General features: G+C 68.2%; 12 protein-coding genes and 2 pseudogenes. 6 read left to right on the forward strand and 8 right to left on the reverse strand.

Annotation, left to right across the window (positions count from 1 at the left end; all coding sequences use genetic code 11):
- Positions 1–388: 388 nt before the first annotated feature.
- Positions 389–1213 carry an SDR family oxidoreductase gene (locus AB0L21_RS26465; protein ID WP_365786816.1) on the reverse strand — a complete coding sequence of 275 codons (825 nt, stop codon included), beginning with the start codon at positions 1211–1213 and terminating at the stop codon, positions 389–391.
- Positions 1214–1311: 98 nt separating this feature from the next.
- On the opposite strand from AB0L21_RS26465, the gene AB0L21_RS26470 reads away from it, so the two are divergent.
- A complete protein-coding gene (locus AB0L21_RS26470; RefSeq protein WP_365786818.1) occupies positions 1312–1803 on the forward strand; it encodes a MarR family transcriptional regulator in 492 nt (163 codons plus the stop codon).
- Positions 1804–1842: 39 nt separating this feature from the next.
- Here AB0L21_RS26470 and AB0L21_RS26475 read toward each other — a convergent pair whose 3' ends face one another.
- The 5 genes and pseudogenes from AB0L21_RS26475 to AB0L21_RS26495 all read right to left on the reverse strand — a co-directional run bounded on the left by AB0L21_RS26475 (position 1843) and on the right by AB0L21_RS26495 (position 6935).
- Complete coding sequence (locus tag AB0L21_RS26475) at positions 1843–2313, reverse strand: DNA starvation/stationary phase protection protein (protein WP_365786820.1); 471 nt, start codon at positions 2311–2313, stop codon at positions 1843–1845.
- 158 nt (positions 2314–2471) lie between these two features.
- Positions 2472–3645, reverse strand: a pseudogene (locus AB0L21_RS26480) (XdhC/CoxI family protein).
- Between the two features lie 217 nt (positions 3646–3862).
- Positions 3863–5554 (reverse strand): xanthine dehydrogenase family protein molybdopterin-binding subunit, encoded by a 1692-nt coding sequence (locus AB0L21_RS26485; protein WP_365786821.1) that lies wholly within the window; start codon positions 5552–5554, stop codon positions 3863–3865.
- Positions 5487–6531, reverse strand: a pseudogene (locus AB0L21_RS26490) (xanthine dehydrogenase family protein subunit M). The gene AB0L21_RS26485 and the pseudogene AB0L21_RS26490 overlap by 68 nt, the downstream one beginning before the upstream one ends.
- Positions 6532–6533: 2 nt before the next feature.
- Complete coding sequence (locus tag AB0L21_RS26495; RefSeq protein WP_365786823.1) at positions 6534–6935, reverse strand: (2Fe-2S)-binding protein; 402 nt, start codon at positions 6933–6935, stop codon at positions 6534–6536.
- 752 nt (positions 6936–7687) lie between these two features.
- Between AB0L21_RS26495 and wrbA the strand changes: the two genes are divergently transcribed.
- Positions 7688–8305: an NAD(P)H:quinone oxidoreductase gene (gene wrbA / locus AB0L21_RS26500; RefSeq protein WP_365786825.1), complete on the forward strand. Its 618-nt coding sequence runs from the start codon at positions 7688–7690 to the stop codon at positions 8303–8305.
- Positions 8306–8435: 130 nt separating this feature from the next.
- Complete coding sequence (locus AB0L21_RS26505) at positions 8436–8909, forward strand: MarR family winged helix-turn-helix transcriptional regulator (protein ID WP_365786827.1); 474 nt, start codon at positions 8436–8438, stop codon at positions 8907–8909.
- A 95-nt stretch (positions 8910–9004) separates the two neighbouring features.
- On the opposite strand, the gene AB0L21_RS26510 is transcribed toward AB0L21_RS26505, so the two are convergent.
- Together AB0L21_RS26510 and AB0L21_RS26515 are read right to left on the reverse strand one after the other, a co-directional pair.
- Positions 9005–9568: a TetR/AcrR family transcriptional regulator gene (locus tag AB0L21_RS26510; protein ID WP_365786829.1), complete on the reverse strand. Its 564-nt coding sequence runs from the start codon at positions 9566–9568 to the stop codon at positions 9005–9007.
- A 588-nt stretch (positions 9569–10156) separates the two neighbouring features.
- Positions 10157–10855, reverse strand: coding sequence for a helix-turn-helix domain-containing protein (locus AB0L21_RS26515; protein ID WP_365786831.1), 699 nt, complete (start codon positions 10853–10855; stop codon positions 10157–10159).
- A 523-nt stretch (positions 10856–11378) separates the two neighbouring features.
- On the opposite strand from AB0L21_RS26515, the gene AB0L21_RS26520 reads away from it, so the two are divergent.
- Genes AB0L21_RS26520 through AB0L21_RS26530 form a run of 3 tightly spaced genes read left to right on the forward strand, consistent with a single transcriptional unit; the run spans position 11379 to position 13399 of the window.
- The gene (locus tag AB0L21_RS26520) at positions 11379–11648 is read left to right on the forward strand and encodes a phenylacetaldoxime dehydratase family protein (protein WP_365786833.1); all 270 of its coding nucleotides are present in this window, start codon (positions 11379–11381) and stop codon (positions 11646–11648) included.
- Entirely contained in the window at positions 11579–12346 is a 768-nt protein-coding gene (locus AB0L21_RS26525; protein ID WP_365786835.1) for a phenylacetaldoxime dehydratase family protein, read from the forward strand. The genes AB0L21_RS26520 and AB0L21_RS26525 overlap by 70 nt, the downstream gene beginning before the upstream one ends.
- Before the next feature lie 30 nt (positions 12347–12376).
- A complete protein-coding gene (locus AB0L21_RS26530; RefSeq protein ID WP_365786837.1) occupies positions 12377–13399 on the forward strand; it encodes a carbon-nitrogen hydrolase family protein in 1023 nt (340 codons plus the stop codon).
- Positions 13400–13476 lie beyond the last annotated feature (77 nt).

The following is a 13476-nucleotide window of genomic DNA, read 5'->3' on the forward strand; positions in this document are numbered from 1 at the left end:
CGGTGCGGGGGATGAGCGCCAGGACCGGGGCGTCACCGGGGTCGGACTTCTTGCGTGAGACAGCCTGTGGGCCTGCCAATGACTCATCCACAAGGCAGGCCCACCATTTGCACCGGCCCAGACGATCCACATATCCATGTCACGCACTGGACGGCGTCAACTACCGCCTAGGCGGAGGCGGTTGCGGACTAGGCCCTGTCGTCAAACTCCCGTCTGCCGCGCGACGCCATGCACGCACTCTCGCCGCACCGGGCCCCGACCCAAGTACAACCAGTACGAGGGCCCGGGCCCGGCACGCCGAGAGCACGCACCTGACGCCGCGCGGCCCGCCCTCCGGGCGGACGACGGGAGTTTGACGACAGGACCTAGCCGCGCTGCGGGCGAGCGCTCAGGCGCCGGGCAGCCTGCGACGGTCGGAGAGTGTCGGCAGATGACCGGTCAACCCGCCGTCGACACGGATCACCTGGCCGGTGACGAACTTGGACTCGTCCGACGCGAGGAAGACGACGGCGTTGGCGACGTCAGCCTGATCTCCGACAGCGCCGAGCATCTGAGAGTCCAGGACCAGCTGCGTCGGCGCCACGTCCTCCAGCGGGTGTGAGCCGTCAGGTGCTTCCGATGCGGCAGGGGGCGGAATCAGCCCCGGGGCCAACGCGTTGCTACGGACTCCGAGATGACCGAACGAGGTGGCTACGGACTTCGTCAGGTACTCGATCGCCGCCTTGCTCGTGCCGTAGGCGATCAGCGTGAGGTCTCCGCCCGCGGCCTGGACCGACGAGGTGTTGATGATCGACCCACCGCCGGATTCGGCCATCACGGGAACGGCGTACTTGCTGCCGAGGAAGACACTGCCCGCGTTCACCTCGAAGGTTCGCATCAGGTAGTCGCGGCTGACACCAACCACGTCGGTGTCCTGTGCTATCCACTCAGCGCCCACCAGCCCGGCGTTGTTCCACAGCGCGTCGAGCCGTCCGTAGGTCTCCTTGGTGAGCGCCACGACGCCCGCGATGTCGCTCTCGAGGCCGACGTCACCGACGTACGGCAGGACATCGAAGCCCTCGCCCTTGAGTTCCTTCGCCCGCTCGTGAACGGTCGGAGATAGGTCCATCATCACGACGCGCGCACCTTCGGCCGCCATCGCCCGCACTCCCGCGAGCCCGAGGGCGCCGGCCGCACCAGTGACGATCGCAACTTTTCCTTCCATGCGACTCATCGAAGATCCTTCTCTCGTTGAAGTAGTTGAAATTTCATCACTGCCGCTTCAGGGTAGCATTGGGTAGTGAAATTTCAACTACTTGAGGGGAGGTCGCGGTGGCGGAGACCTGGTGGCTGAACGACGAGGAGCAGCGGACATGGCGCAGTTTCCTGCTGGCCAGCCGACTCGTACTGGACCGGGTCGAGCGGCAGTTGAAGCAGGACGCGGACATCTCCTTCGCCTACTTCGAGATCCTCACCCGGCTCTCCGAGGCGCCTGAGCGCAGGATGCGGATGGCCGATCTCGCGGCCGCGTGTGTCTTCGACCGCAGCCGGCTGAGCCACGCGATCGACCGCCTGGTGCGCGATGGCTGGGTCCGCCGGGTGCCGTGCCCCTCCGATGCCCGGGGCCAGATGGCGGAACTCACCGACGAGGGCATGGAGAAGGTCCGGCAAGCCGCTCGCGATCACGCCGAGCAGGTCCGGTCGCTCCTGTTCGACCGACTCACCCAGGATCAGCAAACCGCCCTGCAGGAGATCAGCGAAGTACTCGCCACCGGCATCGTCGACATGCCGAAGCTCATCTCGATGGGCTGGCCCTCACGGTGACGACCTGTCGGCTACGCCCCGACCGGTGCCGAGCCGTTCTCAGCTGTTCTCCGCCTGGAACATCCAGTGCTGCTTCTCCAGGTCGGCGGTGATGCTGATGATGAGGTCCTGCGTGACCGGATCGGCCTCGGCGGTGTTGGTGACCCGCTCACGCATCCTGGTGATGATCAGTGCCAATGACTTCACGACGGCGGCCACCGCTTCGCCGTCCTTCACCCAGCCGGCCGGGTAGGCGGGAACACTGCTGGTCGTGGCTATGGTTGTCGCCCGGCCGTCGGGGGTGATACCGAGTGCCGCCGCCCGCTCCGCGACCGCGTCGGAGAACGTCCGTGCAGCGCTGACCACCTCGTCAAGCTGAAGATGGATGGAACGGAAGCGGGGACCATACAGGCTCCAATGAGCCTGCTTGGCCGTCAGCGACAGATCGATCAGGTCCACCAAAGCGCCCTGCAGGGCATCCGCGACGACCCTGCGGCCAGCTTCCGGCAGCGGGCTGTTGATCACAGACACTGTGTTACTCCTCTATCCGCCTGGACCAGGCGGGGGTGGGATGGGAGAGCGGACACGGTCGGAGCGCTCCCGCCGCCGTGGCCGAGGCGCCGGCCACGGCATGGGCCGGGGTCGTCAGGCGGTGCGCCGAAACCGGCGGCCACGCCGGTGAGCGCGGATCAGGACGACCAGCCGACGCCGCCGACCGTCACCGGCTGCCGGACGGGCCGCGCGGCGCGCACGACGTCGTCGTGGATGGGAGTGCGCGTCCCCGTCAGCGGCAGGCCTGTACCCCCGAGGCGCTCCGCGATGAACTCTGCCGCGATCGAGACCGCGGTCTCCTCCGGCGTGCGCGCGCCCAGGTTCAGACCGATCGGTGCGCGCAGCCGGGCGAGTTCGTGTTCGGTGACACCGGCTTCGCGCAGCAGCGTCAGACGCTCCTCGTTCGTCCGCCGGGACCCCATGGCCCCCACATAGGCGACCGGCAGCTTCAGCGCGCACTGAAGCAACGGTACGTCGAACTTGGCGTCATGTGTGAGCACGCACAGCACGGTGCGCCGATCGACCTCGGTGGTCTCCAGATAGCGATTTGGCCAGTCGGCGATCACGCCGTCCGCTTCCGGGAAGCGAGCCCGAGTGGCGAACACCGGTCGTGCGTCGCACACAGTGACGTGATAGCCGAGGAACTTGCCCAGCCGTACCAGGGCCGCCGCGAAGTCGATCGCACCGAAGACGATCAGCCGCGGCGGCGGGGAGCTGGACTCCACCAGCACGGTGACCGGCTGGTCGCAGGTGCCCCCGTCCCGGCGCCCCACCAGTGTGCCGGTGCGCCCGACGTCGAGCATGGCTCGCGTCTCCGCCGCCGCCCTGCGGCTGAGCAGGATGTCGTCGCCCAGGATTCCCTCGAACGATCCGTCGGACCTGACGAGCAGGGCCTGGCTCGTCAGGTCGGCAGGTCCGCCGACGACGCGGGCCAAAGCGACCGTCTCGCCCTCGTGGGGCGGACACGGCAGCGGTGAACAGGGCCCGTGTCCGTTCATCTGAACGCACCGGGGTGACGAGGACGTCGATCACGCCTCCGCAGGTCAGACCGACGGCGAAGGCGGTCTCGTCGCTGTAGCCGAAGCGTTCCAGCACAGGCCGGCCGTCTACCAGCGCCTGCTGGCACAGCTCGTACACCGCGCTCTCGACACAGCCACCGGAGACCGAACCCACGGCTGTCCCCTCACCGTTCACGGCCATGGCCGCGCCGGGTCCCCGGGGTGCGCTCCCGCTGACGGAGACGACTGTCGCCACAGCGAAGTCGTGCCCTTGCTCGACCCACCGGTGGAGGTCTCCAGCGATATCCAGCATGTATCTCTCCTTCTTGCCGGCGTCATCGCCGTCGAGCCGGACACGGCGTGAGGTAGGTATGACGTCGGCCGGGCGTACGCGTGCCGGCCGACGCGGTCGGGCCGGATCGGGCCTGTACGAAGTGCACCTCTTCCTGCCCGGGAGGCGGCGCGGCATTGCTGGTGCCGCTCCCCTCCCCCATGAGGCGGTCCCCCCGTCACGGGGAGGACGACGTCACTCAGAGCATGAGCTGGTCGAGCGTGATGGGCAGGGACCGGATGCGTCGTCCCGTGGCGTGGTGGACGGCGTTGCCGATGGCCGCGGCGAGTCCCACCAATCCGACCTCCCCGACTCCCTTGGTGCCGACGGCGGTCGCGCGGTCGGGACCGCCGACGAAGAGCACCTCCATATCGGGTACGTCGGCGTTGACCGGCATGAGGTAGTCGCCGAAGGTGGCGTTGGCGATGCGCCCGGTGCCTCGGTCGGTGGCGGTCTCCTCGAACATCGCCTGGCTGATGCCGCCGACCGTGCCGCCGATGATCTGGCTGGCGGCGGTCTTCTCGTTGAGGATCCGCCCACCGTCGATGGCGGACACCACCCGGGCCACGCGCAGGAGGCCCAGATCGGGGTCGACGCGGACCTCGACGAACTTCGGGCCGAACGCGCCCGCGGTGGCCATCCCCAGTTCGTCGGACCGGGGCGGTGTGCTCCTGCCGTCGGCGCTCAGCTCCTCCAGGCCGTGCCGGGCCAGAATTTCCACGTACGACTCACCCAGTGCCACGTCCCCGACGCGGTGGATGCGCCCATCGGTGACCGTCACGTCGTCGAGCACGGCTCCCCTCAACGGGGAGTCGGGATCTTCGGCCACCACGTGCAGGAATTCCTGCACCAGCCTTCGGCAGGCGGTGTGGACGGCGTTGGCGAGGGCGCCGGTCAGACCGGAACCACCCGCCTGAGGCGCATACGGCATGTCCGAGTCGCCCAGGTCGAAACGGACCTTACCGATGCCGAGACCGAGCATCTCGGCCGCCAGCTGGGTCATGACCGTGTAAGTGCCGGTTCCGATGTCGGTGGCGGCACTGCGGACGTAGGCCGAGCCGTCCCAGCGCACGGAGGCGCGTGCCTGGCACGGCACCTGGTAGAAGGGGTAGGAGACACCGGCCAGGCCGTAACCGACGAGCCAGCGGCCGTCCTTCATCGACCCCGGTTCCGGAGTACGCCGCGACCAGCCGAACCGTTCGGCTCCCTCGATGTAGCACTCCCGCAGCGCCTTGCTCGACCAAGGCAGGCCCAGCAGCGGGTGCTCCTCCGCGTAGTTGCGCAGCCGGAATTCGAGGGGATCCATGCCGACGGCGTGTGCCACGTCGTCGATGGCGGATTCCAGGGCGAAGTTGCCCTGGCCCTCGGCGGGCGCCCGCATCGACCCCGGGCAGGGGATGTTGAGCCAGGCCTGCCTGTCACGCGTGAGCACATTCGGGCACGCGTAGGCGGTCGCGGAACCGAACGACACCGGTTCGTAGTCGTCGTCCTCCATCGCGACCGACGAGATGCCATGGTGCTCGATGGCGACCAGATCGCCGTCACGCGTGGCGCCTATCCTGATCCGCTGGACGCTGTTGGGCCGGTGCCCCACCGAGGTGAACATCTCGGGGCGGGTGAGCACGAGCTTGACCGGGCGCTTGACCTCTCGGGCCGCCAGCACGGTGAGGATCACATGCGACCACACCCTGAGACCGGCTCCGAACCCACCGCCGACGAACGGCGCGAGGACCCTGATGCCGCTTTCCGGCACCTTGAAGATCGTGGCCAGCGAGGTACGCACGTTGTGCGGCCACTGCGTGGAGTCGTGCACGGTGAGGGAGTCACCGTGCCATGAGGCAAGGGTGGCCATGAGGCCCAAGGGGTTGTTGGTGTTGTCGGGGGTCCGCATCTGACCGCGCCCAAGCAAGAGTGCGCACGAGTGTGCGCTTGGCCAGTTCCACCTTGAACGCGGTCCCCGGCAAGGGCCGGGCGCCTGCGAGAGCGGCCTCGGCCGCGGAGCGGAAGGTCTCCGTGTCCGCCCGTGCGCCGCAGCACGTCTTCGGCGTCCCAGGCCCGCCACGGGAGCGTTCCGACGCCGCCGAGCGCGACGCGCGCCTCCTCGATGAGGCCGTCCTCGATGACGAGCGCCACGCCGGCCGAGGTCAGGGCGAACTCGTAGGAGACGCGGTCACGGACCTTGATGTAGTGCGAGCGGGCCGTCGCGGGAAGCAGGGGGATCTCGACCGCGGTGATCAGCTCACCGTGTCGCAGGACGTTCTCGACGTCCGGTGTGTCGCCCGGCGGCAGGTAGAACTGCGTCAGGGGAATCACTCGCCGGCCGTCCGTGCCATGGGTGTGGACGACCGCGTCGAGGGCCGCCAACGGCACCACGAGGTCCGAGGCGTGCAGGGCGATGCAGTGGTCGCTGGTACCGAGGATGGCGTGCATGCGCTGAATGCCGGTGATGGCGGCGCATCCCGATCCGGGGTTCCGCTTGTTGCAGGCCGTAACGGTGGGGGCGCGGAAGTAGCGGCAGCGGGCCCGCTGGAGCAGGTTTCCGCCGATGGTGGCCATGTTGCGCAACTGGGTCGAGGCACCGAGCAGCAGCGCTTCCCGCACGAACGGCAGGCGTTCGCGGACCACGGGGTCCGCGGCGAGTTCCTCCATCGTGGTCAACGCGCCGACCCGGATCGTGGTGTCGGTGTGCGTGATCCCCTTGAGGGGCAGCCGGGTGATGTCGAGGAGACGCTCGGGTTGGAGAACCCCGTCCTTCATGAGGTCCAACTGCGTGGTGCCGCCGGCGAGGAACGAGGTGCTCGGATCGGCGGTGACCACGGCCACGGCGTGGTCGGTGTCGTCGGCCAGTAGGTATTCGAACGGGTGCATGATCAGCCCTCGCCTTTGACTTCGCGGATCGCCGCCCGGATGTTCGGGTACGCGCCGCAGCGGCAGAGGTTTCCGCTCATGAACTCGCAGATGTCCTCGTCGGTGTCCGCGCGCCCTTCTTCGATCAGGCAGACGGCGGACATGATCTGGCCGGGTGTGCAGTAGCCGCACTGGAACGCGTCGTGCCGGGCGAAGGCCGCCTGCATGGGGTGCGGTTGGCCGTCGGTGGACAGCCCTTCGATGGTGGTGATCTCCCGCTCCTGGCACTGGGCGGCCAGGGACAGGCACGACACCACTTGCTTGCCGTCGACCATGACCGTGCAGGCACCGCACGCGCCCTGGTCGCACCCCTTTTTCGCGCCGGTGAGGCGCAGGTGGTCCCGCAGCGCGTCGCAGGGTGACACGTGTGTCGACCTGGAGGGAGTAGGTGGTGCCATTGACGGTGAGCGTGATGTCGACCAGCGGCAACCCGGGGGGTGACTGGCCGGACAGGCGTGTCCCAGTCTCTACGTGCTCCATGGCGCCTCGATTCTGAGTCCGGGAGACATCGTCTGGATACGAAGAAGGGGGACGATCGACGCTGGCCGGCCGAATCCCGGGCCACCTTGTTCTCCCCGGTGCGCACGCGCTCGCGGGTCTGCCGGGGAACGGGGATCACCGCTCCCCGCGAAATTCACCATCTCGGTGAGGAAGTCGTCTCACGGGTCGTGACGTGACCACAGTACTCATCCAGCAGGCGGGGGTCATTCGGGCCGTTCACGGGGGCGTGTGGAAAAGCAAAAGCATCCGGTCGCACCTGAGGTTCTGTCTCGATGACCATAGCGGAGCGTCAGACACTCTGTCCAACAACATGTCCGATCACCTGCCCGAAGAGGGCCGGCAGGCCGCGAGATCCAGTTGACGTATCACCCTGGCACTGCGGGTGCCGTGCAGGTGACGCATCACCCTTCATGAGGGGGGTGGCGCCGCACATGTGAGGTGACCACTGCACTGGAGCAAGCACCCTGAGGGCGACGACCTGAGACGCGCATGTGTGCAGCTTCGGACAGCGCACCGTTGCCTTTTTCACATGGGTGACGCATCATGGGTGATGCATCACCCCCGGGGGCTGTCACAGCCCTCTCACCACTCACCCTTCTCAAGACGGAGTACAACTGTGCCCACCCCCGTCAAGCTCGCGGTCGTCTACTACTCCTCCACCGGCTTCTCCGCTGAGATCGCCAAGGAAATCGCCGAGGCCGCGCAGAAGGCAGGTGCCGAGGTCCGCATGCTCAAGGCCGCCGAGCTCGCTCCCGAGGCCGCCATCGCCTCCAACGCCGCCTGGGCCGCCCACGCCGCCGCCAGCGCCGGCATCCCGGTGGCCACCCCCGCCGATGTCGAGTGGGCGGACGCCGTGATCTTCGGCTCCCCGACCCGTTTCGGCAACATCTCCTCGCAGCTCAAGCAGTTCATCGACACGCTCGGCGGCCTGTGGGCGCAGGGCAAGCTGTCGAACAAGGTCTACAGCGGCTTCGTCACCAGTGCCACCGCCCACGGCGGCCAGGAGTCGACCCTCCTCGCTCTGTACAACTCGATCCACCACTTCGGCGGTCTGATCGCCTCCCCGGGCTACACCGACCCGGTCAAGTTCGTCGACGGCAACCCCTACGGCACCTCCCACATCGACGCACAGGGCAACAACCCCGTCGGCGAGCAGACCCGCAACGCCGCACGCCACCAGGCGGAGCGGGTGGTCCAGATCGCGGCTGCCCTGAAGGCCGGCCTCGCCGCCTGACCGGCTCACCGGGCTGTCCCGGACGTATGACGTCCGGGACAGCCCGGTGCCATGTCCTGAGAAGGGTGCGTCGCCGCGGGCGGCAGGGCTCCGTAGTTGCCACCTCTATACCCGAAGGTAAGATCGACTCATGACGGATCCTGAGGAGCTGAACGAGCGCGAGCGACGTGCCTGGTACAGCTTCCTCGCAATGCAGGAGGATCTGCACCGTCACATGAATCGGCAGCTTCTTCGGGATTCCGGTCTTTCCCTTTCAGACTTCGCAGTTCTCAGCGCTCTGACGCACGACTCGGACGGATCGCTACGGATCTTCGAACTACGAGAGCGTCTGCGATGGGAGAAGACCCGCCTGACTCATCACATTTCACGGATGATCTCGCGCGGCCTGATCGAGCGGCGTCCCTGCGCCGAGGACTCCCGTGGCGCTGTTGTCGCTCTCACGCCGGAAGGACGCGACGCGATCGACAAAGCGGCCCCACTGCACGTGATCGACGTTCGCCGTACGTTCCTCGACGCGGTCAGTCCGCGCCAACTCGACGCACTGGCGGCCTTGTCCGAGGCAGTGCTGGAAAGCATCAGGGAACAAGAGGCCGCCGCCGACTGATCAGCGGGCTTCCAGCATGACTCCGAGATCAAGTGGCGGGCTGCCCGACCGTGTCAGAAACCTTGCCGCATGGTCAGCAGCACACCACCCCTGCGTCAGTCGTGGTGGCGCCGCTCCACCGCCGGGCGTCGATAGATGCCGTACCAGTAGCCAAGGGCAAGTTCCCTGGCTACGTCGATGTCGTCAGCGCCGTCGCTGGACGCGACTTGCTTCGCAATGACCTGACCGCCTCCCCTGACCATGATCGTCGCAGCGAGCTCCGGATCGACATCCGCGGGCGTGCCACCAGCCTCCTGCTCTTCCTTGAGAAGGGTGATCAGGTTGTCGACGAAGTGACTCTGATAGGCACTCCACGCCTCGCGCACCAAAGGATCATAGGCAGCCACCTCATGGATCGCCGTGAGTAGGAACGCGTGCTTGCGGTAGTGCTGGAGGATCCCCTCATAGGTGCGGGCCAGGCCATCCACACCTCCCCCGGCTCCCGTCGGCCGCCAGGCAGCCGCGATGGCTTGGCTCTCAGTTTTGAGACTTGAACTCAGACGGAGCAGGACATCGACTTTGTCGCGGAAGTACAGATAGAAGGTGGAGCGCGAGATTCCTGCAGCTTGGGCGATTTGCTCCACGCTCAGTTCGGTGTACGTCGCACCATCCTTGAGCAACCCTCGATGACGGAAAGAATGCGCGCCTCAAGGATTACCCTTCGGTCCTTCGCGTTGGATGGTCGCCTGGTAGTGGATGCCATGACGCCATCCTAGGGAACGTTCCATATGCCCAGCTGGCCCGGCTGCATGGGCAGTGGCCATCGACAGATGACCGGCAACCACGCGGGGCAAGCGGCGACGTTCCACCCCAATCGGACGGCCACGGTGTTTCTCCTTGGCTCAGCGGTTCCCGCCGGCGCCGTCCAGGATGGTGTCGACCACCGTCGCCTCCCACTTGTCTCCCAGCGGCAGGGCCCGGGTGTAGGCGCGCGCCGACCAGCAGGACGGCCAGGAGCGGCGAATCCGTGTCCTCGGGCAGGAAACCGTCCTCGATGGCGCGGGTGACGATGCCGGCTATTCGCCCGCGTCGCGGACCGACGGCCCAGCGCCGCCACGCCTCGTCGGTGGCGGATTCGCCGCAGCGAGGGCCCCGGCGTTCGAGTCACAGCAGCAAGGCCTGCCTGCCCGATGGAGGCGTGCCCGAGCGGTTCAGTCAGGAGCGGACGCGTCCGGTGAAGGAGCGGGGGGCCCGTAGGCGAGGGCCTGCTATTCCCGGGGGGACATTCCGTAGGCGGCTCGGAACGCCCGGCTGAAGTGGGCCGCACTGAGGAAGCCCCACCGGTGCGCGATCGCGGCCACGGCCGGCCTGGTACGGCGTGGGCGAACGAGTTCACGGCGGCACTCCTCCAGACGCCGGTGCCGGATCCATCCGCCCACCGTCATGTCCTGCGCCTGGAAGAGACGTTGCAGATGGCGCACGGAGATGTGGTGGGCGGCGGCGATCGCCTCGGCCGACAGGGCCGGATCCGCAAGACGGGAGTCGATGAAGGTCCGGATGCGCAGGAGCAGTGTCTGCCGGGCGGCGTCCGTGCCGGCAGATTCCCGGCCGAGCCGTTCGGCGAGGACGGTGGTAAGCAGGCCGGCCACATTGCGGGCGAGCATCTCGCCGACCTCGGAGCCGTACGTGCCGACCTGGGTTCTCAGCCCGGACAGGAAGGTCACGACCATCGTGGCCAGGTCCTGATCGGCCCCGATCGTCACCCCGGTGACGAGCCGCAGGTCGCGCTCGGGCAGCCCGAGCGCCCTCCGGGGCAGTTGGAAGACCACCGTCTCGAACCGGTCGGGGAAGTGGAGCGTGTAGGGGCGGGTCGTGTCGTACAGAGCGAACTCGCCCGGGCTCAGGAGGGCACTGCGCTCGTCCTGGACGACGATCCCCGTGCCCCGGGTCTGCAGTCCAACCAGCATGTACTCGTCCGGTGAGCGATCAGGCTCCTGCTGCGCCGGACCAGCTCCCGGTCAGCGTCGACCGTGGAAATCTGCAGGTACCCGAGCCGCTCCGTGACGACGGCACCTGAGAAGGGCACATCCTCCGGCACGGTCACGTCCAGCGGCACGAAGGTGCGCCACACGGCGTCGTGCCAGTAGGCCAGCCGGTCGCGGGGCGGTACGGAATCCGTGGAGAGGACGACGGCCACAACGCCTCCTCTGTCGCAGCACCGCACAACACTGTAGCCGGGCAGCCGCCCGCGGAGTGTCACATGTGTGTATCCGGCCTCCGGGGTACCGGCCCGGCCACGGCGCACCGGCCGCCGCGTCGCGGCGGGTCAATTCCCCGGGCGCTCGCAGTCAATTACGGCCGTGTACCGAGCCCTAGCCTCAGCCTCTCCACCCGGAATCCCGCTGACTGCCGGAGGAGCCATTACCCAGAACCGGACCGCCCAGACACACCCCGCGCTTCCCCGCGTACAGCTCACGTCTGCCCGCGGGCATGGAATCGATCGTGTTCGCCCAGTACGCCTGTCAGTCGATGTCGGCCGAGCAGGCCGCACACGGCCCCGCCGCACTCGCGGCCTGGTTCGCCGGTCCGGACGGGCCTGACGTACTGGATCGCGGGTCGTTCGTCGACACCGCCGGAGCGCACAACGTCGTATGGCTCGCCTACTGGTTCGACCCGCAGGGCCACGACCGATGGCAGCGGTCCGGACTCGTGCGCACCGCCTGGGCGCAACTGCCCGCCGAGGGCCCGGTCGGCCACTGACGGGAGGTCTGCGTCGTCCCGGCCGAGCGCAGCGAGACCCTGCACACCCATCGCCGCGAGGACTACGCGACCAGCGGACTGTCCCAGCACGAGGCGGTCGAACTGCCCGAGACGCCGGTGCACGCTACTGGGGCGCCGGCCGGGACCGTATCGCGGCCTCGGCCACCGAGGCACTGGAGTCGGCCCTGCCGGTCTTCGAGCCGCAGGCCGCGGGGGAGGCGGAGACCCTGAGCCGGCGCGTCACCGTCGAGGTGCCCGGGAACGTCGCCCTGATTCGCACCGCGCAGGACTGGTCCGCCGGCACCCTCTATCGCGAGAAGTACCTGGCCGACGTCAAGCCGGTCAAGGACCGCGGGGTCGATTTTCTCGCCACCCATCCGGAATCCGGGTGCATCGCCGCCCGCAACATCGCCGAGGAGTCGACCGACGGCGCACCGCTCGCCCGGGCCAGCACCGTGGCCTGGTTCGCCTCGCTCGACCACCTCATGACCTGGTGCCGGTCGCACCGCACGCACCTCGAGATCTACGCCCGCTTCTTCCAGATGATCGGCGGCGGCGAAGGATCCCTCGACGTCGCGTTCTGGCACGAGGTGTCGGTCCTGCCCAGCGGCTCCGTCACCACCGAGTACGTCAACTGCCACCCTCGCACAGGCTTTCTGCCACTCACCACGCACCCCCGCAGCGCCGTCACCGCCTGAGCGGACGACAGCGGAACAGAGGAGACAACCATGGTCGACTACACGGGCTCCTTCAAGGCCGCCGTCATCCAGGCGGAGCCGGTATGGCTGGACGCCGACGCGACGATCGACAAGAGCATCGCCCTGATCGAGGAAGCCGCCCGGGCCGGAGCGGAACTCATCACCTTCCCCGAGACCTTCGTCCCGGGCTATCCCTGGTGGCTGTGGCTGGACTCACCCGCCGGGGGCTTCGCCCACTTCGGCCGCTACCACGCCAACTCCCTCACCCTGGACGGCCCCCGCTTCCACCGCCTCCTGGATGCGGCCCGCGACAACTCGATCGCGGTGGCCCTCGGCTTCAGCGAGCGCAGCGGCGGCAGCCTCTACATGAGTCAGGCCATCATCTCCGCGGACGGCGAACTCGTGGACGCCCGCCGCAAGTTGAAGCCGACCCACGTGGAACGCACCGCCTTCGGCGAGGGCGACGGCTCCGACCTCGCCGTCCACGACACCGCACTCGGCCGGGTCGGCGCGCTGTGCTGCTGGGAACACCTGCAACCGCTGACCAAGTACGCCATGTTCAGCCAGCACGAGCAGGTCCACGTGGCCGCCTGGCCGAGCTTCTCCGTCTACAAGGGCGCCGCCTACGCGCTCGGCCCCGAGGTCAACACGGCCGCCTCCCAGATCTACGCCGTCGAGGGCCAGGTCTTCGTCCTCGCCCCGTGCTCGATCATCGGCGACGCGGCCCTCGACCTCTTCTGCGGCGACGACCCCGTCAAGCGGCAACTACTCCAGCGCGGCGGCGGTTTCGCCCGGATCTACGGCCCTGACGGCCGCCCGATGGCCGAGCCGCTGCCGGAGGACACCGAGGGCATCCTGTATGCCGACATCGACCTCGCCGACATCGCCGTTGCCAAGGCCGCCGCCGATCCAGTCGGCCACTACTCCCGCTCCGACGTCACCCGCCTGCTGCTGAACAGGACTCCGCAACGCCCCGTCGAGTACTCCGCCGCGCCGCGCGTGGGGAGCCTCGAGGAGCCGTCCTCAGGGGAACCGGAGACGGCCGAAGTCTGACAGGGGTCGTCCTCAGCGCCCTCCACCTCGACCGTCCGCCCATGCGAAAGCTGACATCACCACCCACCGCCCGGCTC

The sequence above is a fragment of the Streptomyces sp. NPDC052721 genome, assembly GCF_040678315.1.
Taxonomy (GTDB): Bacteria; Actinomycetota; Actinomycetes; order Streptomycetales; family Streptomycetaceae; genus Streptomyces.

Excerpts from the sequence above, each read along its gene's own strand:
- AB0L21_RS26485 (WP_365786821.1), bottom strand. The coding sequence starts at position 5,554 with ATGCGGACCCCCGACAACACCAACAACCCCTTGGGCCTCATGGCCACC.
- AB0L21_RS26530 (WP_365786837.1), top strand. The coding sequence starts at position 12,377 with ATGGTCGACTACACGGGCTCCTTCAAGGCCGCCGTCATCCAGGCGGAG.
- AB0L21_RS26520 (WP_365786833.1), top strand. The coding sequence starts at position 11,379 with ATGGAATCGATCGTGTTCGCCCAGTACGCCTGTCAGTCGATGTCGGCC.
- AB0L21_RS26525 (WP_365786835.1), top strand. The coding sequence starts at position 11,579 with ATGGCAGCGGTCCGGACTCGTGCGCACCGCCTGGGCGCAACTGCCCGC.
- AB0L21_RS26515 (WP_365786831.1), bottom strand. The coding sequence starts at position 10,855 with ATGCTGGTTGGACTGCAGACCCGGGGCACGGGGATCGTCGTCCAGGAC.
- AB0L21_RS26465 (WP_365786816.1), bottom strand. The coding sequence starts at position 1,213 with ATGAGTCGCATGGAAGGAAAAGTTGCGATCGTCACTGGTGCGGCCGGC.
- AB0L21_RS26505 (WP_365786827.1), top strand. The coding sequence starts at position 8,436 with ATGACGGATCCTGAGGAGCTGAACGAGCGCGAGCGACGTGCCTGGTAC.